This window comes from Ruminococcus sp. Marseille-P6503 (genome assembly GCF_900604945.1).
In the GTDB taxonomy this organism is placed as follows: Bacteria; Bacillota; Clostridia; order Oscillospirales; family Ruminococcaceae; genus FB2012.
In genome coordinates this window covers 252,722-274,664 of sequence record NZ_UWPB01000002.1, presented here as the reverse complement: position 1 = coordinate 274,664, position 21,943 = coordinate 252,722, and the positions used below count along the sequence as shown (strand labels likewise).

Annotated in this window: 14 protein-coding genes; 10 read left to right on the top strand and 4 right to left on the bottom strand. The window is 47.5% G+C overall.

What is annotated here, in order from left to right; genetic code table 11:
* Window positions 1-39: 39 nt before the first annotated feature.
* The 7 genes from EIH25_RS07315 to EIH25_RS07285 all read left to right on the top strand — a co-directional run bounded on the left by EIH25_RS07315 (window position 40) and on the right by EIH25_RS07285 (window position 10,743).
* Complete coding sequence (locus tag EIH25_RS07315; protein WP_124100193.1) at window positions 40-1,071, top strand: zinc ribbon domain-containing protein; 1,032 nt, start codon at window positions 40-42, stop codon at window positions 1,069-1,071.
* Between the two features lie 284 nt (window positions 1,072-1,355).
* Complete coding sequence (gene typA, locus EIH25_RS07310; protein ID WP_124100191.1) at window positions 1,356-3,173, top strand: translational GTPase TypA; 1,818 nt, start codon at window positions 1,356-1,358, stop codon at window positions 3,171-3,173.
* Window positions 3,174-3,442: 269 nt separating this feature from the next.
* Complete coding sequence (gene secA, locus EIH25_RS07305) at window positions 3,443-6,175, top strand: preprotein translocase subunit SecA (protein ID WP_124100189.1); 2,733 nt, start codon at window positions 3,443-3,445, stop codon at window positions 6,173-6,175.
* Window positions 6,176-6,321: 146 nt separating this feature from the next.
* On the top strand, window positions 6,322-7,584 hold the full coding sequence (locus EIH25_RS07300) for a DUF1015 domain-containing protein (protein WP_124100187.1): 1,263 nt from the start codon (window positions 6,322-6,324) through the stop codon (window positions 7,582-7,584).
* A 50-nt stretch (window positions 7,585-7,634) separates the two neighbouring features.
* Complete coding sequence (locus tag EIH25_RS07295; protein ID WP_124100185.1) at window positions 7,635-8,804, top strand: AGE family epimerase/isomerase; 1,170 nt, start codon at window positions 7,635-7,637, stop codon at window positions 8,802-8,804.
* Complete coding sequence (locus tag EIH25_RS07290; RefSeq protein ID WP_124100183.1) at window positions 8,804-9,517, top strand: histidinol-phosphatase; 714 nt, start codon at window positions 8,804-8,806, stop codon at window positions 9,515-9,517. The genes EIH25_RS07295 and EIH25_RS07290 overlap by 1 nt, the downstream gene beginning before the upstream one ends.
* 71 nt (window positions 9,518-9,588) lie before the next feature.
* Complete coding sequence (locus EIH25_RS07285) at window positions 9,589-10,743, top strand: glycoside hydrolase family 5 protein (RefSeq protein ID WP_124100181.1); 1,155 nt, start codon at window positions 9,589-9,591, stop codon at window positions 10,741-10,743.
* Window positions 10,744-10,867: 124 nt separating this feature from the next.
* Here the strand turns inward: EIH25_RS07285 and EIH25_RS07280 are convergent, their stop codons facing one another.
* Window positions 10,868-12,382: a 4Fe-4S dicluster domain-containing protein gene (locus EIH25_RS07280; RefSeq protein WP_124101290.1), complete on the bottom strand. Its 1,515-nt coding sequence runs from the start codon at window positions 12,380-12,382 to the stop codon at window positions 10,868-10,870.
* 420 nt (window positions 12,383-12,802) lie between these two features.
* Between EIH25_RS07280 and pth the strand changes: the two genes are divergently transcribed.
* Window positions 12,803-13,429, top strand: coding sequence for an aminoacyl-tRNA hydrolase (pth, locus tag EIH25_RS07275; protein WP_124100178.1), 627 nt, complete (start codon window positions 12,803-12,805; stop codon window positions 13,427-13,429).
* 27 nt (window positions 13,430-13,456) lie between these two features.
* Window positions 13,457-16,912, top strand: coding sequence for a transcription-repair coupling factor (mfd, locus tag EIH25_RS07270; RefSeq protein ID WP_124100176.1), 3,456 nt, complete (start codon window positions 13,457-13,459; stop codon window positions 16,910-16,912).
* Window positions 16,913-17,080: 168 nt separating this feature from the next.
* On the opposite strand, the gene EIH25_RS07265 is transcribed toward mfd, so the two are convergent.
* Window positions 17,081-18,001, bottom strand: coding sequence for a SufD family Fe-S cluster assembly protein (locus EIH25_RS07265; RefSeq protein ID WP_124100174.1), 921 nt, complete (start codon window positions 17,999-18,001; stop codon window positions 17,081-17,083).
* Window positions 18,002-18,736: an ATP-binding cassette domain-containing protein gene (locus EIH25_RS07260; RefSeq protein ID WP_124100172.1), complete on the bottom strand. Its 735-nt coding sequence runs from the start codon at window positions 18,734-18,736 to the stop codon at window positions 18,002-18,004. It abuts the gene before it with no gap.
* Window positions 18,737-19,274: 538 nt separating this feature from the next.
* Between EIH25_RS07260 and EIH25_RS07255 the strand changes: the two genes are divergently transcribed.
* A complete protein-coding gene (locus EIH25_RS07255; RefSeq protein WP_124100170.1) occupies window positions 19,275-20,282 on the top strand; it encodes a glycoside hydrolase family 130 protein in 1,008 nt (335 codons plus the stop codon).
* Between the two features lie 57 nt (window positions 20,283-20,339).
* On the opposite strand, the gene EIH25_RS07250 is transcribed toward EIH25_RS07255, so the two are convergent.
* A complete protein-coding gene (locus EIH25_RS07250) occupies window positions 20,340-21,830 on the bottom strand; it encodes an O-antigen ligase family protein (protein ID WP_124100168.1) in 1,491 nt (496 codons plus the stop codon).
* Window positions 21,831-21,943: the final 113 nt, after the last annotated feature.

Genomic DNA, 21,943 nt, shown 5'->3' with positions numbered 1-21,943 from the left:
AATTAATGTATTTACAGATGAAAGAAAGGATTGTTTGTCATGAAAACAAAAAAATGTCCTCATTGTCATGCGGAGATTTCTGAGGAAGCTATTCTCTGCAAATACTGTCATTCTCTTTTGATTGACGACGATACTGAAAACTCGGGTGCGGGCGTCGCTGACGCTGATCAGGAAAGCACCATAGTTTTTAACAAGCAGCAGCTTCAGCAGGACGACGACAGAACAAGAATTTTTTCTGCGGCTCAGGTGAACGATCAGTTAGGCGGCGGCACGTCTGCCGCGGGCGGACAGAACGTTATCTATGACGGATATGATCAGGACGAGCCGGAAGATTATTACGATGAGGAATATGAGGAAGAATATGAGGACGAGGACGAATACAGCGATTACGACGGAGAGATAGACCCTAGGAAGAAAACCCTAATGATCGCCGCCGTTATTGCGGTCGGCATACTTATTATAGTTATAGTGGCTGTTATCGTAGGCTATAAGATATTCGGCTTCTCCGGAAAGGACGATTCCTCAACGGATCTTGACGATATTGTTGTCAACGCAAATTCCTCTCAGAGCCAGAACGACGTTCAGGACGATAATCCGTCAATACAGCAGTCAGAAAGTCAGTCGGCCGTTGAACCGTCGTCTGAGGCGCAGCCGGCAGATCCTTCCGGCGACGCTTCAAATACCGGGGACGATTCGGACAATGCGGTATCTTCAGACGAGGATTCGTCTGTATCCGATTCTTCGGTAGCCGATTTTTCAAGCGCTTCTGATGATACCTCTTCCGTTTCAGATACCTCCTCCGCTGGTGACTCCTCCGCCGATGACAGTTCTTACGATATTTCCTCCGGAGCTTCTTCGCAAGCCGATACGTCGTCTGCCGCGGTCCCAACGGACGACGGCTCTATAATCGCGGCTATCACGCCTCAGATAAGCGGAACCATAGCGTCCTATGAATTCAGACAGGCCGACGCGAATTACAGGTACTACTATGTATATACCGAGGACAACCACGGCTACAGCATTGCCTTTAATATACATACAGGCGACGCGGTAATAGATATGAACTATTAAATCGACGCTTTTGAGCTTATATTCCCGCAGAATGCATATGTTTTTGCATTCTGCGGATTTTTGTCGTTATAATTCACAAAATGCGGAGCCGGTTTGAAATAAAATTATATTTGCATTAAATCGTCTGATGTGGTATAATATATGTTTGGAAATATGTAAACTCAATTTTTAAATCTGTCCTGACATACGCTTCCTGAGCAATTTCAGCAAACTGCGTTAAGGACAGATTATGGGCTGCCTTACAGCAAGCCGGAAAGCGCGGACAGCTCAGAGGGAGGATTTTTATGATAAGAGAAGATTTAAGAAACGTTGCGATCATTGCCCATGTCGATCACGGAAAAACTACTCTGGTTGATGAAATGCTCAAGCAGAGCGGAACCTTCAGGGATAATCAGACGGTTGACGAGAGAGTTATGGACTCTAACGATATTGAGAGGGAAAGAGGAATAACGATACTCGCCAAAAATACGTCTATTCGTTATAAGGACGTTAAGATCAACGTTATAGATACGCCCGGCCACGCCGATTTTGGAGGCGAGGTAGAGCGTGTGCTTAAAATGGTAAACGGAGTAATCCTGCTGGTGGACGCCGCTGAAGGACCTATGCCTCAGACCAGATTTGTTCTTCAGAAGGCTCTGGAGCTGGGTCATAAAATAATTGTGGTCATAAACAAGATAGACCGGCCCGACGCAAGGCTCAACGAGGTGGGCGATGAGGTGCTGGAGCTGCTTATGGATCTTGACGCCAGCGACGAGCAGCTTGACAGTCCTATTCTCTACTGCTCCGGACGCGACGGAACCGCCTCCTATCATCCCAATGAGCAGGGAGAAAATCTTATTCCTCTGCTTGACGAGATCCTCAGCTATATTCCCGCGCCGGAGGTTGAAATTGACGGCTCTATGCAGTATCTTGTTTCCGCGATCGACTACAACGACTATGTCGGACGTATCGCTGTAGGCCGTATCGAGCGTGGCGTTATGAGAGTAAATCAGGAGGTAAGCGTAGGCGACTTTCATCAGTCCAAAAAGGAATACAGGGGAAAGGTCGTTACGATGTATCAGATAGAGGGGCTTAACCGCGTACCCTGCGACGAGGCAAAGGCAGGAGACATCGTCTGTATAAGCGGAATTGAAAATATCACCATAGGAGATACGATTTGCGAATTCGGAAAATTTGAGGCGCTTCCCTTTGTAAAGATATCCGAGCCTACCGTTGAAATGACCTTCTCGGTAAACGATTCTCCCTTTGCCGGAAGAGAAGGCAAGTTTGTCACCTCGCGTCAGCTGAGGGACAGGCTTTTTAAGGAGCTTCTTAAGGACGTTTCCCTGAGGGTTTCCGAAACGGATTCCACCGACAGCTTCAAGGTAGCCGGAAGAGGAGAAATGCACCTGTCCATACTGATCGAGAATATGCGCCGCGAGGGCTACGAGCTTTCGGTTTCTACTCCTCATGTTTTATTTAAGGAGATAGACGGAAAGCTTAACGAGCCTATGGAAAGGCTTGTTATTGATGTGCCTGAAAACTGCGTCGGCTCTGTAATGGAAAAGCTTGGCTCAAGGAAAGGCGAGCTTACCCAGATGACTCCGGTGGGAAGCCGTATGAGAATTGAATTCCTTATCCCCGCGAGAGGTCTTTTCGGCTACAGAAGCGAATTTCTGACCGATACGAAGGGCGAAGGAATAATGAGCTCGGTGTTCCACAGCTATCAGCCCTATAAGGGAGATATTCCGAGAAGAAGCACCGGCTCGCTTGTCGCCTTTGAAACCGGCGAAGCGGTGACCTACGGACTTTATAACGCTCAGGAAAGAGGAGAGCTTTTTATTTCCGCCGGAACTCCGGTATACGAGGGAATGATCGTAGGAGCGTCGCCCAAGGCTGAGGATCTGGTAGTAAACGTATGCAAGAAAAAGCATCTTACCAATACCAGAGCCAGCGGAAGCGACGACGCTTTAAGGCTTATACCTCCCAGAAATCTCAGCCTGGAGGATTCGCTGGAATTTCTTGCGGACGACGAGCTGCTGGAAGTAACTCCGAAAAATATCCGTATCAGAAAAAGAACCCTCAGCAACAGTCTGAGGGCAAAGGAAAGAGCGAAAATGTAATCATGGCTTATCGGAGGACGAGCCGGAGGAAACCCAATGCCTCCGGCTCGCTTTTATTGGGGTATGTCCGGTTTATAGAATTTGTAAATTTCCCGTTTAAATGTGATCAAAACCAATTGACAAATCCTTTGTTATTTGATATAATATAAAATGTATTTTTGTATCCAGCCAAGGGCAGAAGCGTAACGCTTTACTGACGTGATATATTTGGGAACAAATTTCATATATATTTTTGCAGGACTGAAATTTTAAAAGGTGGAATGGAAGAAATGGGTTTAATTGAAGCAATATTCGGCAATTACTCTAAAAAAGAGCTGAAGAGAATAGAGCCTATAAAGAATAAGGTTCTTGAGCTTGAAGAAAAGTATCAGGCTATGTCTGATCATGAGCTGAGGGAGCAGACTCAGATCATGAAGGATAAGATCGCGGACGGACTGAGCTCGCTTGACGACGTTTTGCCGGACGCTCTCGCGGTGTGCCGTGAGGCGGCTTACAGGGTGCTGGGCAAAAAGCCGTTCCCTGTTCAGATAGTCGGCGCTATTATTCTTCACCAGGGCAGAATCGCCGAAATGAAAACAGGTGAAGGTAAAACTCTCGTAGCCTGTCTAGCGGCTTATGCAAACTCCCTTAACGGCCGCGGCGTTCACGTTGTTACGGTCAACGATTATTTGGCTAAGTTCCAGTCGGAGGAAATGGGAAAGGTCTTCAGATTTCTCGGACAGTCCATCGGCGTAGTGCTTTCGGGTATGGACAAGGAAGAAAAGCGCAAAGCATACAACGCGGATATTACATACGGAACAAACAACGAGTTCGGCTTTGACTATCTCCGCGACAACATGGTAATTTATAAAAAGGATAAGGTTCAGAGGGAGCACGCCTTTGCTATCGTGGACGAGGTGGACTCGATACTTATTGACGAGGCGAGAACTCCGCTTATTATATCCGGACAGGGTGACAAATCCACAGAGCTTTATACTCTTGCCGACCGCTTCGCCAAGACGCTCAAGCCCGTAACGGTAGTTGAAATGGACGACAAGGCGGATAACGACGCTCTCGACGGCGATTATATCATCGACGAAAAGGCAAGGACCGCCACTCTTACAAAGTCGGGCGTTAAGAAAGCGGAAAAGGCGTTTAACGTCATAAATCTTATGGACGCGGACAACATGACGCTGCTGCACCATATTAATCAGGCTATCAAGGCAAACGGTACTATGCGCAAGGATATCGACTATGTTGTCAAGGACGGAGAGGTTCTTATCGTAGACGAATTTACCGGGCGTATCATGATAGGACGCCGCTTCAACGACGGTCTGCATCAGGCTATCGAGGCAAAAGAGGGCGTAAAGGTAATGAGAGAGTCAAAGACTATCGCTACGATTACCTATCAGAACTATTTCCGTCTTTACTCCAAGCTTTCCGGTATGACCGGTACAGCTATTACCGAGGAGGACGAGTTCAGGGAGATCTATAAGCTGGACGTTATCGAGGTTCCTACAAACAAGCCTGTTATAAGAGTGGATCATCCCGACGTTGTTTATAAGACCGAAAAGGGAAAATTCAACGCCGTTATCGAGCAGATAATCGAATGTAATAAAAAGGGTCAGCCTGTGCTTGTAGGTACGGTTTCAATTGAAAAATCGGAATATCTGTCAAGGCTGCTGAAAAACAAGGGTATCAAGCACGAGGTCCTCAATGCGAAGTACCACGATAAGGAAGCTAAGATAGTGGCCCAGGCGGGTAAATACGGTGCCGTTACGATCGCTACCAACATGGCGGGAAGAGGAACCGATATCCTGCTGGGAGGAAACGCCGAATATCTTGCTACCGAGCAGCTTTATAAGCTGGATTATCCGGAAGAGGTAGTTGTGGAGGCGACTGGCTTCGCTGAAAGCGAGGACGAGCAGGTGCTTGAAGCAAGAGCAAAGTATAAGGAGCTTTACGCCAAATATTCCGACGAGGTTGCCGAAAAGGCTGAAAAGGTAAAGGAAGCCGGAGGTCTGTTCATTATCGGTACCGAAAGGCATGAGTCAAGACGTATCGACAATCAGCTCAGAGGACGTTCAGGACGTCAGGGAGATCCGGGAGAAAGCCTGTTTTTCCTGTCGCTTGAGGACGACCTTATGAGATTGTTCGGCGGCGACAGAATAAATTCCATGATGGAGGCTCTCAAGGTAGACGAGAATACTCCTATCCAGTCGAAAATGCTTGCCAGCGTTATCGAATCGTCGCAGAAGAAGATCGAGGGCAGAAACTTCAACATCAGAAAGAACGTTCTTAACTATGACGACGTAATGAACACACAGCGTGAGATCATTTACGGTCAGCGCCAGAAGGTGCTTGACGGCGAGGATATTCACGAGTATATCATCGGCATGATAAAGGAATATATAGATTCCACCGTAAATATGTATCTGCTTGACGACGAGGTTCACGACAACTGGAATCTCGAGGGACTGAGAGATCATCTTATGGGTCTGTTTACCGTTGACAGCGATTTCAGATACGACGCCGCTCAGCTTGACGAGATAACCAAAAAGGACATCTCCGAAATGCTCAGCGACCGCGCGGATAAGATATACGCGCGCCGTGAGGAGGATCTCGGCAAGGAGCTGCTGAGAGAGATCGAGAGAGTTGTTCTGCTTAAGGTGGTAGACACCAAGTGGATGGCTCATATCGACGATATGGAGGAGCTGAAGCGTGGTATCGGTCTGCGGTCTTACGGTCAGAAGAATCCTGTTGTTGAGTACCGTATGGAAGGCTTCGATATGTTCGACGCTATGATCGACGCTATCCGTGAGGATACCGTAAGAATGCTGTTTACCATTCAGGTCAGAAAAGCGGCGCCCGCTCCGAAAAGAGAACAGGTTCTGAACGAGGGACCTCAGCATTTCAATATGCAGAGGAAGTCAAGCAAGGTCGGTCCTAACGACCCGTGTCCCTGCGGAAGCGGCAAGAAATACAAGAAGTGCTGCGGAGCAGGTCAGAATACAAACGAATAAATAAGCTTCTGTCTTTACAGGGTACGCGTGCAGCTTTTATGCCGTACGCGCAGCAAGGACGGGAGATATTGGCAGGACGGCATTTGACCGTCCTGTTTTGGGATATAAGCAGCGAAAACGTTATCGAAAAAAGGAGCCTTACATATATGTCAACCGCGTTTAAAAAAGCAGATATTTTACTTCCGAAGAATACCGATATGTCAAAATGGGCGGTAGTAGCCTGCGACCAATACACCTCTCAGCCGGAATACTGGCTTGAAACGGAGAAGCTTGCCGCCGGTTCAAAATCCGCTCTCAATCTGATACTCCCGGAGGTTTATCTGGAAAGTCCCGACGTTGACAGGCGCATAGAAAAAATACATAATAATATGACCGGGTATCTTGAAACGGATACCTTTGAAGAATTTAAAAATTCTCTTATCTATATAGAGCGCACCCAGTCCGACGGAAAGGTAAGGGCGGGAATCGTCGGAGCTATCGACCTTGAAGAATACGACTATCGGAAGGGCTCGCGCTCTCAGGTAAGAGCGACGGAGGCTACGGTGATAGAGCGTATACCGCCGCGAGTAAAGGTGCGCGAGGGCGCGCGGATAGAGCTTCCTCACATTATGCTGCTGATAGACGACGCGGAAAAAGCGGTGATAGAGCCGTTGGCGGAAAAAACGGCAGGCATGAAAAAGCTTTATGACTTTACGCTTATGCAGAAGGGCGGAAGTATCAAGGGCTGGCTTATTGACGATAAAACCGCGGACAGTGTGCTTGCCGCGCTTGAAAAGCTTGCCGACCTTGATACGTTCAACAAAAAATACGGGGTCAGCGAGGATTCGTCTCTCGTTTACGCAATGGGCGACGGAAATCACTCTCTTGCTTCCGCCAAGGAGTTTTATGAGAGGCTGAAGGCTCAGAACCCCGATAAGGATATGTCCCGCAGCCCTGCAAGATACGCGCTTGCCGAAATAGTCGATCTTCACTCTCCCGCGCTGGAATTTGAGGCTATCCACAGGATCGTGACCGGCGTTGACGCGCAAAAGCTTGAGGAAAGGATAACCGAAGAGCTTGAGCTCAGCAGCGACAGGAGCGGTCAGAAAATAACGATAGTAAAAAACGGCGTTCATACAGAGAAGTATGTGCATAAGCCCCTTTCCAAGCTTGCGGTCGGAAGCCTTCAGACAGTGTTGGACAGACTGCTGCCCGAAACGGGAGGAAAGATCGATTATATTCACGGCGCCGACGTTGTAGACAGGCTTTCGATGAAAGAAGATACGATCGGCTTTATACTGCCGGATATGGCGAAATCAGAGCTTTTTCCTACGGTGGTCTGCGACGGGGCGCTGCCCAGAAAAACCTTTTCAATGGGTCACGCCGAGGATAAAAGATTTTATATTGAAGCAAGAAGGATAGCAGAATAGGCAAACCGGAGTAATATTTCTTAAAATAATAAGAATAAAGGAGTCAGAATATGATTATTTCAGAAGTAAGAAAAGAGCTTACGGAACATATTATTCCGTTCTGGGCAAATTTGAAGGACGAGGAAAACGGCGGCTTTTACGGCTATATGGGCTATGATCTGAGCCTTGACAAAAAAGCCGACAAGGGAGTTATTCTCCACTCGAGGATACTTTGGTTCTTTTCAAGCTGCTATATCGTTCTGAAGGACGAAAAATGCAGAGAGCTTGCGGACCATGCGTTTGAATACATTAAAGATCATTGTATAGACTATGACAACGGCGGCGTCTATTGGATGACAGGCTGTAAGGGCGAGCCGTCTGATACGATGAAGCATACCTATAATATTGCTTTTGCCGTTTACGCTTTGTCTGCCTATTACAATGCCGTCGGCGACAGATTTGCTCTCTGTCTTGCCTATAAGCTGTTTGACGATATTGAAACCAATACTCTTGACGATTACGGCTACAGAGAGGCGTTCACTACAGGCTGGAAGCTGATCCCCAACGACGCTCTTTCAGAAAACGGACTGATGGCTGACAAGACGATGAATACTGTTCTTCACCTTATAGAAGCCTATACCGAGCTTTACAAGGCTGACGGAAACGAAAAAGTAGGCGAAAGACTGCGTTTTCTGCTTTCACAGGTGTCGGAAAAGATCTTTGATCCTGATACCGGCGCATTGAAGGTGTTTTTCAACGAAAAGCTGGAGGTAATAGGAGATATACATTCCTACGGTCATGACATTGAAGCTTCCTGGCTTATTGATCTGGCGTGCGATACTCTTGGGGACGGGGAGCTGAAAGTGCAGTTTGCCGAAATGGATCTGAAAATTTCAAATAATATTCTGAATATAGCGATGGAGGGCGGAGCGCTCAACAACGAGCGCGAAAACGATAAGATCGACAGGAAGCGCGTATGGTGGGTTCAAGCCGAGTCTGTGGTCGGCTTTATAAACGCCTATCAGCACAGCGGCAACGAAGCTTTTCTTGAAGCTGCAAAGTCGGTCTGGGAATACATAAAGTCTGACATTATTGACAAACGTGAAGGCGGCGAATGGTACTCCGAGGTCTCCTTTGATCATAAGCCCCACGACTTTAAGGAAATCGTAGGTCCGTGGAAATGTCCTTATCACAACGGAAGGATGTGCCTTGAGGTAATTAAGAGAGGCGTTGATTTCTGATGAAAAAGCATTTGTGCGAGGCTCATCTGCACACCAGCGAAGGGAGCGCCTGCGCTTCTGTAAGCGGCGCGGAGCAGGCTGAGCGCTACAGGGCTCTCGGATATGATACGATTTTTGTGACGGATCATTTTTTCAACGGCAACAGCGCGGTTGACCGTTCCCTGCCTTGGGAGGAAAGGATAAACGCTTATTGCAGAGGCTTTGAAAACGCGCAGGCAAGAGGAAAAGAGATAGGACTTACTGTTCTTTTCGGAATTGAATACACCTATGGTAGCGCTGATTTTCTTACCTACGGAGTTGACAAGCGGTGGCTTGTTTCGCACCCCGAGCTTGAGGATAACGACTTTTTCAGATACGCCGCGCTTGTTCATGAGGCGGGAGGCTTTCTTGTACACGCTCATCCGTTCAGGCGTGCCGGATATCTGCGTGAAATAAGGCTTATCCCCGATTATACCGACGCTGTAGAGATAATAAATACTCACAACAAGGACGGGCTTTCCAATGAAAGAGCGAAATGGTACGCGCGGCAGTTTGATTTTTGCGTTACCGGCGGAACGGATAATCATGATGTTCCTGCCGGAGAATTCTGCGCCGTATGCACTGAAAAGAAAATTACGACCGTAAGCGATTATATCAGCGCGGTAAAAAACAGAAAGCTTACCCTTGAAACGATTCAGTTTGAAAGCGAAATGCAGACAGCAGAACATATCTGACAGAAGCTTTGCAATGGTGAAAACAGGGGGATTCCCCTTGATTATAAATAAAAGTTTGAAAGGAAAATTTTATGAAGCTGAAAAAAACACTCGCGATGATTATCGGCGCGGCAATCGCTGTTTCCTCCTTTGCCGCCTGCTCCGATAAGGACGGTGAAAAGGAGTCCGGAAGCGGTACATCACAGACGGAGGAAACACCCGAAGAGATCCGTGATATAACCTCATGGGATCTGGTAAAGGAAATGAAGACCGGCTGGAATCTAGGAAACACAATGGACGCCACGGGAGGAAGCGGAGTTGACGCAGAAACCTCATGGGGAAACAAGGAAACCTCAAAGGAAATGATAGACCTGCTTAAATCCAGCGGCTTTAACGTGCTCAGAGTGCCTGTTTCCTGGGGAACGCATATGGACGACCAGTACAACGTTGACGAGGCGTGGATGGCGAGAGTAAAGGAGATAGTGGATTACGGCATTGACAACGATATGTTTGTGATCCTCAACACTCATCATGAGGAATGGTATTTCCCTACTGCCGAAAACAAGGACGAGGACATCAAGCAGCTTACGGCTCTGTGGACGCAGATCGCGGAAGAATTCAAAAATTACGACGAGCATCTTATCTTTGAAGGACTTAACGAGCCCAGACTGAGAAATACGCCTTCCGAGTGGACGGGCGGAGACGATTCCTCAAGAGCTATAGTAAACGAGTATGCCAAGGCGTTTTATGACACTGTAAGAAACAGCGGAGGAAACAATGCAAAGCGTCATCTGATGATTACCGGCTATGCGGCCTCCTCAAACAGGAGCTGCCTTGAAGCTATCGACCTTTCTGATTTTGACGATAAGGTAATCGTTTCAGTTCACGCATACCTGCCCTATTCTTTTGCTCTTGACACCAAGGGAACCGACGTTTTTGACCCTGCAACGGACGCTTCCTCAATCGACACGCTGTTTGCCGATCTGAACGATCTGTTCCTCAGCAAGAATATTCCCGTTATAGTGGGAGAATACGGCTGCGTTAATAAGTACAATCCGGAGGAAAGAATCGAGTGCGTTGAATATTATCTCAATGCCGCTAAGCAGGCGGGAGTTCCGTGTATCTGGTGGGATAACGGAGCGATCGTAGGAAACGGTGAAAACTTCGGGCTTATGGACAGAAGCCTTCCGCCGGCATGGAAATTCCAGGAGATAGTCGACGCTATAATGTCTGTTTACTCCGAATAGGCTGTTATTTAAATTAAAAAAGACTGCTGTACCATTCATTAAGTACAGCAGTCTTTCTGTTTTATAATCTTGTGCCGATGAAAAGCTATGCTCACATCGGGCTTTGCTCCGAATTAAAATCAGCTCAGGGTCTTTTGAAGCCCAGGGTAATCTCATAATCCGAGTCAAGAGAATTCTGCTTTTCAGCGTCCTTGACATATTTATTGACCAAGGCGGTTGACTTTTCAACAGCCTGAAGCGTTCCGGCTCCTGCCACGCAGCCTCCGGGACAGCCCATTCCTTCAAGCAGATAGCCGTCGTATTTTCCGGCTTTGGCAAGCTGAAGCAGTTTTCTGCATTCTCTCAGCCCCTGCGCCGAGGCGACCTTTATTTCGCGTTCCGGATCAAGGCGTTTGATAACGTCCGCCACAGCTTTGGCAACTCCGCCGCTTACGGCAAAGCCTCTGCCGTCGCCGGTGCCTTTGTCAAGCGGAACAGCTTCGTCGTCCGTTATGTCTTCAAATTTAACGTCCTTTGCCTCAAACATACCCATAAGCTCTTCAAAGGTAAGAACGAAGTCAACGTCCGAGCGCACCGAACGTCTGCTTGCCTCCAGCTTTTTAGCGGCGCACGGTCCGATAAAAGCAATGCAGGCGTCGGGGTTTTCCTTTTTGACCATTCTTGCGGTAAGCACCATCGGCGTCATAGCCATTGATATGTACGGCGCAAGATCGGGGAAAAGCTTTTTAGCCATTACCGACCATGAAGGACAGCAGGAGGTCGCCATAAACGGCTGATGCTCAGGCACCTCGCGCATAAAGTCCTTGGCCTCTTCAATAGCGCACAGGTCCGCGCCGATAGCTACCTCAACTACGCTGTCAAAGCCCAGCTTCTTCATTGCGGCGGTAAGCTTTTCAGGGGAAGCCTTGGGACCGAACTGTCCCACGAACGCGGGAGCTACGAGCGCGATGACCCTTTTACCGGATTTCATTGCGTGAATAAGCTGGAATATCTGACCCTTGTCAACGATCGCTCCGAACGGACAGTTTACAAGGCACATTCCGCAGGAAACGCATTTATCGTAATCAATTTTTGCCTTTCCGTTCTCGTCCGAGCCTATAGCGTCCATTCCGCAGGCTCTGGCGCAGGGACGTTCCATTTTGTTGATTGCGTTATAAGGACAAACGCTCTGACATCTGCCGCATTTAATACATTTTGACTGATCAATGACCGATTTGCCGTGAACTATCTCGATAGCTCCCTTGGGACAAACCTCCTTGCAGGGGTGAGCAAGACAGCCCTGACAGCAGTCGGTTACATGATAATGGGTTTCCGGGCAGGCGTTGCAGGCAAAGTTGATTATGTTTACCAGCGGCGGATCGTAATATTTTTCCGCAATGGCGGATTCCTCAATACCGTCGGCAACCGACTCGTGCTCATCTATAGGACGAAGCGGCAGACCGATCGCAAGACGCAGTCTTTCCTCAACGATTGCTCTTTCCAGAAAAATAGATTCTCGGTAAACCGCTACCTTTCCCGGTACGATCTTATAAGGCAGATTATCTATTCTGCTGTAGTCGCCGCCTTCATACGCAAGCCTGGCGACTTCGGTAAAAACCTTTCTTCTGATATCCGTAACGGAAGAATATATACCTCTCATTTTCATTAAGAGTATTTCTCCTTTCCTTCTCAATAAAACTGTGATTTTAACATATCCTCATGTTTTTATTGTACCTTTTCGTTAAAGTTTTGTCAAGGCTTATATACGTTTTTTCATAGGGTATTCTCATTTAAATTATTGGAGAAATACAAGCCATATAAAGGAGATATTTAATAAAATGTAAAAATTTTAAATGAGGCCGCCGCCCGATGTATATATTTACATTTTCCAGTATTGATTATATAGTTTCAGACAGCTTTCAATTGTTAGCGTAAGGCTGAAAAAATTATTTGTCCGTAAAGTGAATTTGACAAACCGGATTTGCCGTGCTATAATAAAATCTGTAAAACCGAATAAAATAATAATACCCCCGCCCGATAAAGGACGGGGTTATTGTGCGTTAGTCAGGAGATTACAGCTATGAGCATATGGGACGTTTTTGACAGGCTTTCCGCTGGGAAAAAACAGACGGGAACGAAGCCTGAATTTATTATTGCAGGTCTGGGCAATCCGGGAATAAAATACGAAAATACGCGTCATAACGCAGGCTTTATGGCGGTGGACGCAATGGAGGAAAAATACGGCTTTAAGACCGATACCTTTAAGTATAAGGCAAAGACCGCTGTTTGCAGCATAGGCGGAAAAAGCTGTCTTATAATGAAGCCGGAAACGTTTATGAACCTCAGCGGAGAGTCGGTTTCTCAGGCAATGAGCTTTTATAAAATACCGCTTGAAAACGTGCTGGTCATATTTGACGATATTTCCCTTGAGCCGGGTCACATGAGAATACGCCGTAAAGGCTCGGCCGGCGGACATAACGGAATAAAAAGTATTATTGAGCTTTGCGGAGGAGAGGACTTTCCGCGGATAAAGATCGGCGTCGGAAAAAAGCCGCGTCCCGATTACGATCTCGCCGACTGGGTTCTGGGGAAATTCACTGAAGACGACCGAAAAAAAATCGGCGAGGTATGCAAAAACGTCTGCTCCGCCGCCGAGCTGATAGTCAAGGGCGGAATCTCGGAAGCGATGAATTTATACAACAGATAATTTACGTTTTCACCGAAAGGATACGGCATGAACATTTTTTATCAGATGTGCGACAGGCTTCCGTTTTACGGAGAGCTGACGAAGGCGCTCGACAGAAATTTTACTCCCTGTGCAGTCACGGGAGTTTCAAATATTCATAAGGCTCAGCTTGCCGCCGCTCTTTCGCGCGGCAGAAAGGTGCTGGTGATATGCGACGACGAGGCGTCCTGCACCAGACTTGTTCAGGACGTGAACGAGCTGTCATGCGGGGAAGCTGCCTGCGTTTTTCCTGCCAAGGATTTTAACTTTGCCTACATGGAGGGCGTTTCAAGAGAATACGAGCACAAGCGGATTGAGGCGCTTTCCAAGATACAAAGTGGAGCCTGCCGCATAATTGCCGCTTCCGCCGAAGCCGCTATGCAGGGAACTATACCGCCGGACGCGCTGAATGAATACTCGTTTTCGCTGAAATCCGGCTCGGAGGTTGATCTTACTCAGCTTGTTTCAAAGCTGATCTCGGCGGGCTACAGCAAAACAGAACAGGTAGAGGGGCAGGCGCAGTTTGCAGTAAGAGGGTCTATTGTGGATATTTTCCCCGTTCAGGAAAAGCAGCCTGTCAGGGCGGAGCTGTGGGGAGATGAGATCGACGTTCTTTCATATTTTGATACAGAAAGCCAGCGCAGAACTGATCCGATAGATGAGATCACAGTATTTCCCGCTCTTGAAATCATCTTTCCCAGCAGCGAGGATTTTGCTGAGAAGCTTGAAAGGCTTTCCGCGTCGGCGAGAGGAAAAAACACGGATAAGATAAGGTCGCATATTGCCAGAGATACCGAGCTTGTCAGAAGCGGGATCACCCTTACAAATCTGGACAAATATTATAGTCTGGCATATGAAAGCGCCGCTACGGTATTTGATTATTTTAAGGACGGCATTTGCTTTGTCAGCGAGTATGCAAACTGCGCCGAAAAGGCGAAGGCTGTTCTTATTCAGCTTCAGGAGGATATTAAGCTGCTTTACGAGGAAGGTATTCTTTTCAGACGGCTTGAGGGCTTCTTTATAGATTTTGCGCAGGTTCAGTCGAAGATCCAGTCTGTGCCGTGTATTTTTGCCGACACCTTTATGCGTTCAAACAACGATGTGAAATTCCGAAAGCTTATCAACTCTGACTGCCGCCAGACAGGCGTCTGGGGAGGAAATATATCCAATCTGGCGGAGGAGCTTAGAAGCTTCTGCGAACAGGACTACTGCACCGTCGTGCTTGCCGGCAGCGAAAAAACGGCGCCTATAATCGTCAGCGACCTGAATGAACAGGGTATTCCCGCTGAAATTCTCACCGAAAACAGCGAGATAGCGCCAAAGACCGTTTATGTAAGGACCGGCAGTCTTTCCGGAGGCTTTGATTATCCGGACATAAAATGCGCCGCCATTACCCAGATCAAAGCGATGACCGCGAAAAGAAAGAAAACCAGGAATAAAAAAGGCGAGGAAATAAAAAGCCTTTCCGACATTGCTCCCGGCGATCTGGTGGTTCATTCAATGTACGGCATAGGAAAATTTGCAGGGATACGGAGTCTTGAAACCAACGGGATCACAAAGGATTATATTACTATAAAATACGCCGGAACCGACGTGCTTTATGTCCCCGTCACCCAGCTTGATCTCGTATCAAGATATATCGGACCCCGTGACGACAGCGGCGTAAAGCTTAACAAGCTTAATTCTTCCGAATGGAAAAGAACCCGCTCCAGAGTAAAAACGGCGGTAAAGGATATGGCGGAGGAGCTTACCAGGCTTTACGCTCAGAGGCAGACGGCGGAGGGCTTTGCTTTTTCTGAGGATAACGACTGGCAGCGTGATTTCGAGGAACGCTTTGATTATCAGGAAACCGACGACCAGCTGAAAAGCATACAGGAAATTAAAGAGGATATGCAGAAATCCGTACCGATGGACAGACTTCTCTGCGGAGACGTAGGCTTCGGAAAAACGGAGGTGGCGCTGAGAGCGGCGTTTAAATGTATGCTCGATTCTAAGCAGGCGGCGATTCTGGTGCCGACTACGGTTCTGGCGTGGCAGCATTATCAGACGGCGGTCAAGCGCTTTGAGCATTTTCCGATCAAGGTAGAGCTGCTTTCGCGCTTCCGGAGCCCCAAGCAACAGCAGCAGATAATCAGAGAGCTTAAAAGAGGCACTATAGATCTCATAATCGGAACGCACAGACTTGTTCAGAAGGACGTTGAGTTTAAGGACCTGGGGCTTGCCATTATTGACGAGGAGCAGCGCTTCGGCGTTGCCCACAAGGAAAAATTCAAGGAAACCTTCAAGGGCGTCGATGTCCTTACCCTTTCGGCTACGCCTATACCCAGAACTCTCAATATGGCTATGAGCGGAATAAGAGATATGTCGGTTATAGAAGAGCCGCCGCAGGACAGACAGCCGATACAGACATATGTGATCGAGCACAACGACGGCGTTATAGTTCAGGCTATTCAGAAGGAGCTAAGGCGCGGGGGACAGGTTTATTATATCCACAATCGGATCGATACGATACAGAGAACGGCTTCCAGACTTCAGCAGCTTCTTCCCGACGCCCGTATAGGCTGCGCTCACGGACAGATTTCAGAGTCCGAGCTTTCTGAGATATGGCGTCAGCTTATAGACAGGGAAATAGATATTCTGGTGTGCACAACCCTTATAGAAACAGGCGTGGACGTGCCGAACGTAAATACCCTTATTATAGAGGACGCCGATAGGCTGGGGCTTTCACAGCTTTATCAGCTGAGGGGGCGCGTCGGACGATCAAGCAGAAGGGCGTTTGCCTATTTCACCTTCCGCCGCGGAAAGGTGCTTACCGATGTGGCTGAAAAAAGGCTCAGCGCAATAAAGGAATTTACGCAGTTCGGTTCGGGCTTTCATATTGCTCTGAGGGATCTTGAAATAAGGGGAGCCGGCTCTATTCTCAGCGGAAGGCAGCACGGGCATATGGAGGCTGTAGGCTACGATATGTATCTCCGTCTGCTTAACGAAGCGATAGCCGAGCAGAAAGGTGAAGCTCCGCCCCGTTCGCCGGAGGACTGCCTTGTTGATATTTCGGTAGACGCCTACATCCCCGAAAAATACATCGAAAGCCTGCCGCTGAGGATAGACGCATACCGCAAGATAGCGTCGATTGTAACGGAGGAGGACAGCAGAGATGTTATCGACGAGCTTATAGACAGGTTCGGAGAGCCTCCGAAATCGGTGCTGGGACTTATAAATATATCTCTTACCAGGAATACAGCCTCCCGTCTGAAAATAACGGAGATTTCCCAGAGAGGCGAAAATGTGCTGTTCTTTATACAGCGCCCGGAGGTTTCACAGATACAGGCTCTTTCAGCGTTTTACAAAAACCGCATAAGGTTTGCGGACGGCGGAAAGCCTTATTTTTCAGTAAGACTTGACAAAAAGCAGAAAACTCCTGAGCTTATGACCGAGGTCATAGGCATTATGGACAAAGCGGAATAACAAAAACCGGAACGGGCGGCAGAATGAAAAACGCCGCGCGTTCCGATTTTTTAGATATAAAAATAGGCTTACGTCGTTTTGAACCTCAGGCTTCAGGTAGCTGAAAATCAATCAGGGCGGCACAGCCTTAATTCCGTGCCGCCCTGAATTTTCAGGATATATCTCCGGCTATCCTCGCAGAAAGCCCTCGATTATTTTTTCTTCCGCCTGCTGCTCGGTAAGTCCGAGAGTTTGCAGCTTTATTATCTGCTCGCCGGCTATTTTTCCTATCGCCGCTTCATGAATAAGTGAAGCGTCTATATTTCCGGCGAAAAGCTCCGGCGCGGCGTTTACTCTGCCATTTTCGGCAAGAATAGCGTCACATTCGGAGTGACCTGTACAGCGGCAGTTTCCGCTTATTTTTGAATGATATTCCTGATACGAATTTCCTCTGGCAACGGAGCGTGAAACGATATCCACGCCGGAATCGTCCCCCTCAAGCTCAACATGGAAATCGGTAGAGGCGGTTTCGTTTCCGTCGGTAAGCAGACGTTCGCGTATAACAAGCTTCGCTCCCTTGCCGAGTCTGGCGGTCGTTTTTCTAATGGTACTGTCAACACCGCGCAGCTGTATAGTATCCATTTCCAGATACGAATCCTCATCCTGCACTACGTCGGTAACCGGATCTATTCTTTTCAGTCCGGCGCCGCTGCCTGTGCCGATATGTTTTTCCTTGTAAAGAACACGGGAGCCTTTACCGAGAACGAATCTGTGTATTCCGTTGTGACGGGCGTCGTGTCCGTCGTCGGTGTGTACGCCGCAGCCAGCAACAATAGTTACGTCGGCTCCCTCGCCTACGTAAAAGTCGTTGTAAACAAGATCGTCAATATCCCCGTGGGTCACGCAGGCGGGAATATATACGGTTTCTCCTTTTGTTCCGGGCTTTATGCGTATAATTAGCCCCGGGGCGTCAGGCTTTGAATCAATTTGTATATTTTCAGAGGACTGCCTTCCGGCGCAGGCTCCGTTTTCGCGGATATTATACGCGCCTTGGAATTTTCCGCTCCAGTCGGAAACTATGCCCAGCAGCTCTTCGGTCGTCTTATCCACTTATATACCCTCCTCAGTATTTTTTCCCAGGGGACAGCGAACCGCTTTTTCTTCGGAAAACAGCGTGGGAAGTATTTCGCTTTTTTCGCCTACCGTTCTTACATGACCGTCGGCAATTACCGCAATATAGTCGGAAATTTCAAGAATACGCTCCTGATGGGAAATGATAAGCAGCGATTTGTTTTCGGTGATTTTCAGCTTTTCAAAAGCGTCTATCAGGCTGGAAAAGCTCCATAGGTCTATGCCTGCCTCCGGCTCGTCAAAAACTAACACCTTGGCGTCCTTTTTGGCAAGAACGGAAGCGATCTCTATTCTTTTTGCTTCGCCGCCTGAAAGGCTTGCGTCCACTACTCTGTCGATATATTCCCTAGCGCAAAGCCCTACCTTTCCCAGATAGTCGCAGAGCTCGGCTTCTTCAAGACTTCGCCTGGCGGCAAGCTCCAGCAGATCTTTCACTGTAAGTCCTTTAAAGCGCACGGGCTGCTGAAACGCGTAGCCGATTCCGCTCAGGGAACGCTTTGTCATATCCCAGTCGGTGATATCCTCGCCGTCGAGAAGTATTCTTCCTGAATCAGGCTTCTCAAGTCCGGCGATAAGCTTTGCCAGCGAGGTTTTTCCGCCTCCGTTAGGGCCGGTTATTACCGTAAGCTTACCTGACGGTATTTCAAGGCTGACGTTTTCAAGGATTTTTTCTCCGCCCGAAAGACTCCAGCTTATATTTTTCAATTCAAGCATTAACGCTAACCTCCTGCTGATAAGCGCCTTCAGGCACAAATCAGATGTTTTTTACATATCCTTTCCTTACTGCTTCAACGGATTCAAATCGAATCGCGAGAAGCAATGCTTTATGCCATAATTTATTATACCCCTGCCGTCAGCCTTTGTCAATAGATAAAGTATACAAAACAAGTGGCTTTTAGCGGGCGTAAAAAATCTGGCGATGCTTGCAAGGCTCGATAGTATTAGTATATCAAGATAAATACAAAAATATGAAACAAAAAAACTTATGCAGTTTAATATCGCAACATTGCATAAAAAGTTAATTGTAAAAAAAATATGAACTTCAAAAAGTATACGTTTACATTTAATTTTTAAACGTTTTCAATAAAAATTGGGACTTGCAAAAAATAAAAAAATATGCTTTAATATATAAGGCGGTCGGACGGATAAACGCGCGCCGATAAAAAGATATTTCTTAAAGAAGATAAAAAGTGTTCTTGAGTAATTTCTTGAAAATCAAAAATTTTATTTTTATGAAAGGCGGAATTTAATCATGAACGTAAAAATTATCAACGGTCAGTCAATTCCCAATATGCCCTGGCAGGACAAGCCGGCGGACTGCAAGGACGTTATCTGGAGATATTCAGAGAATCCGGTAATTCCAAGGAATCTTATCAAATGCTCAAACTCGATTTTCAACAGCGCCGTAGTTACCTTTGAGGGCAAATTCGCAGGCGTTTTCCGCTGCGACGACAAGGAAAGAAATATGGAGCTTCACGCAGGCTTCTCCGACGACGGCATTAACTGGAAGATAAACGAGGAAAGAATCGTTTTCGAGCAGGCTGATAAATCTACCGAAGAGGTCAACCAGTGGGGCTACGGTTATGACCCCAGAGTATGCTGGATCGAGGACAGATATTGGGTGACCTGGTGCAACGCTTACGGCTGGAAGCCTACTATCGGCGTCGGCTATACGTTTGATTTCAAGACCTTCTACCAGTGCGAAAACGCTTTTCTTCCTTTCAACAGAAACGGCGTCCTCTTCCCTAGAAAGATCAACGATAAGTATGTAATGTTCTCCCGTCCTTCCGATTCAGGCCACACTCCTTTCGGAGATATGTACATATCGCAGTCGCCTGATATGAAGTATTGGGGCGAGCACCGTCATGTTATGGGACCTCTGAGAGGCTGGGAGGCAAAGAAGATCGGAGCGGGACCGATTCCTATCGAAACATCTGAAGGCTGGCTGGTGTTCTATCACGGCGTGCTTGAAAGCTGCAACGGCTTTGTTTACAGTTTCTCCGCCTGCATTCTCGACATTGACGAGCCCTGGAAGGTTAAGTACCGCTGCGCTGAGTACCTTATCAGCCCGCAGGAGATCTATGAGTGCGTAGGCGACGTTCCTAACGTAACGTTCCCGTGCGCGACTCTCTGCGATAAGGATACCGGAAGAATCGCTATTTACTACGGCTGTGCTGATACGGTTGTCGGACTTGCCTTCACTACTGTTGACGACGTTGTTGACTACGTTAAGTCACATTCTTCAATGAGCGATTTCTGATTTATCCGCTTAATAAAAAATTATCCCGATACGGTGACGTATCGGGATTTTTTGCGCTTATTTTTTCTTGGTTTCCGTTCCTTTTGCCGTATAGCTCCAGATAAGACCGACGCATATCCAGAAAAACGGCGTGCTTGAAACAGAGCTGATGTTGAAGAACGCCTGTATTATATAAGCGATAACGGCGCTTGCCGCGGCGGCGGCTGCCCAGCAGTTTTTATCTCCGATAAAGTCCGCTGTCGCTTTAAAGGCTTTTTTCAGAGTGATGAGCAGTATGACGATATAGCTTATAAGACAGGGGATTCCGCGCTGGGCGGCAATATCTATGTATTCGTTATATGAGCGGTCTATGACTGCTCCGAGCTTAAACATAGAACCCCAGTTGTCAGGACCTGTTCCCGTTATCGGATGGTTCTGAACGATATACATTCCGTCGTCCCACAGATATGAGTAGATCCATTCAGAGGTATCGTCTCTTTTTCCGGAGGATATGGAAAGCCTGTCGTAGCAGTCGGTGAAGATGATTTGTTCGTCCTTGAAATCGCTTATTCCCGTACCGAACATGATCCCAAAGGCGAGAGCGGCTGTTATTATTCCGCAGAGCGACGGCAGAACGGAGGGCTTATCCCCGTTTTTGACCTTTCTGATAACGGCGATCACAGCCGCTGTAACTGCGGCTGCTGAAATTCCAATGACCGCGGGCAGAACTCTGGTAAACGCGGAGCATACCGCCATAACTGCCGATGCCGCAAGATACAGTATGCGCCTTAGCGCGGACTTATCAAAGGCAATACCGCAGACCGCCGCGGCAAAGGAAACGGTCAGCAGCGCGGCAAGGGCAAACGGAGTAACGGCAAGACCTGTGGCTATATAGCCTTCCGTATGTATCAGATCGTCTATGATGATTTCTCCGTCCCCCGCGATAGTTCCGAAGTCCTTGAAAAGATACTGGAAATAATTCGGTATCTTATCCCCCGTTGCCGGAATACTTTGCAGTATGCCTATAATTCCGTTTACAGCGCCTATTCCCACAAGGAAGTCGGCTATTCTTATTTTCCAGTTTTCCGCGGTAACGGTCATTGCCATGGCAAAAAATCCGAGGTATCCCAGAATGGACAAAAGCCCCTCGGCTCTGTCAAGATAACCGTAAAAGGCGTACATAATGCTGTCGGCGCACAGCGTTGAAATTACACTGATAATTATAAGTCCGGCAAACCACAGCAGAGCCTTATTTTTTTTTACGATTATCTGCTCCTTCATATGTCCTACAAGAAAAACCAGAAATCCTATAAGCCCCGCCGCTATAAAAAGAGTGGAAACAAGAAAAACCAGCTTCTCGCTCAGGTAATGGGTGACCTCAAAGCCGGTTTCCGTGCTGACGTAATCAACAGCGTCCTTCGTCAGGTAGTACGGAAGAGCGGCAAGGGCGACCACAAGCATTGCAATTATGCAGTAAACGCCGCAGAGCTTTTTTGCTCCCTGATCGGTCATATTCAATATAAAATCGGATTTTTCCGTTGTTCCGAATAAATGCTTTTTTTCTCCCAAAGCAGATCCTTCCTCGTATAATAAATTTAAGGGTAATTTAAAGAGAACCCCTATGAAACCTCTTGTTTATCACACAGAAATGTGAGATAATAAATCTGTACAGTCAGAGGGCG

What these genes read in the sequence shown, in the direction of transcription:
- EIH25_RS07315 (WP_124100193.1), top strand. Translation starts at nt 40, where the DNA reads ATGAAAACAAAAAAATGTCCTCATTGTCATGCGGAGATTTCTGAGGAA.
- typA (WP_124100191.1), top strand. Translation starts at nt 1,356, where the DNA reads ATGATAAGAGAAGATTTAAGAAACGTTGCGATCATTGCCCATGTCGAT.
- secA (WP_124100189.1), top strand. Translation starts at nt 3,443, where the DNA reads ATGGGTTTAATTGAAGCAATATTCGGCAATTACTCTAAAAAAGAGCTG.
- EIH25_RS07300 (WP_124100187.1), top strand. Translation starts at nt 6,322, where the DNA reads ATGTCAACCGCGTTTAAAAAAGCAGATATTTTACTTCCGAAGAATACC.
- EIH25_RS07295 (WP_124100185.1), top strand. Translation starts at nt 7,635, where the DNA reads ATGATTATTTCAGAAGTAAGAAAAGAGCTTACGGAACATATTATTCCG.
- EIH25_RS07290 (WP_124100183.1), top strand. Translation starts at nt 8,804, where the DNA reads ATGAAAAAGCATTTGTGCGAGGCTCATCTGCACACCAGCGAAGGGAGC.
- EIH25_RS07285 (WP_124100181.1), top strand. Translation starts at nt 9,589, where the DNA reads ATGAAGCTGAAAAAAACACTCGCGATGATTATCGGCGCGGCAATCGCT.
- EIH25_RS07280 (WP_124101290.1), bottom strand. Translation starts at nt 12,382, where the DNA reads ATGAGAGGTATATATTCTTCCGTTACGGATATCAGAAGAAAGGTTTTT.
- pth (WP_124100178.1), top strand. Translation starts at nt 12,803, where the DNA reads ATGAGCATATGGGACGTTTTTGACAGGCTTTCCGCTGGGAAAAAACAG.
- mfd (WP_124100176.1), top strand. Translation starts at nt 13,457, where the DNA reads ATGAACATTTTTTATCAGATGTGCGACAGGCTTCCGTTTTACGGAGAG.
- EIH25_RS07260 (WP_124100172.1), bottom strand. Translation starts at nt 18,736, where the DNA reads ATGCTTGAATTGAAAAATATAAGCTGGAGTCTTTCGGGCGGAGAAAAA.
- EIH25_RS07255 (WP_124100170.1), top strand. Translation starts at nt 19,275, where the DNA reads ATGAACGTAAAAATTATCAACGGTCAGTCAATTCCCAATATGCCCTGG.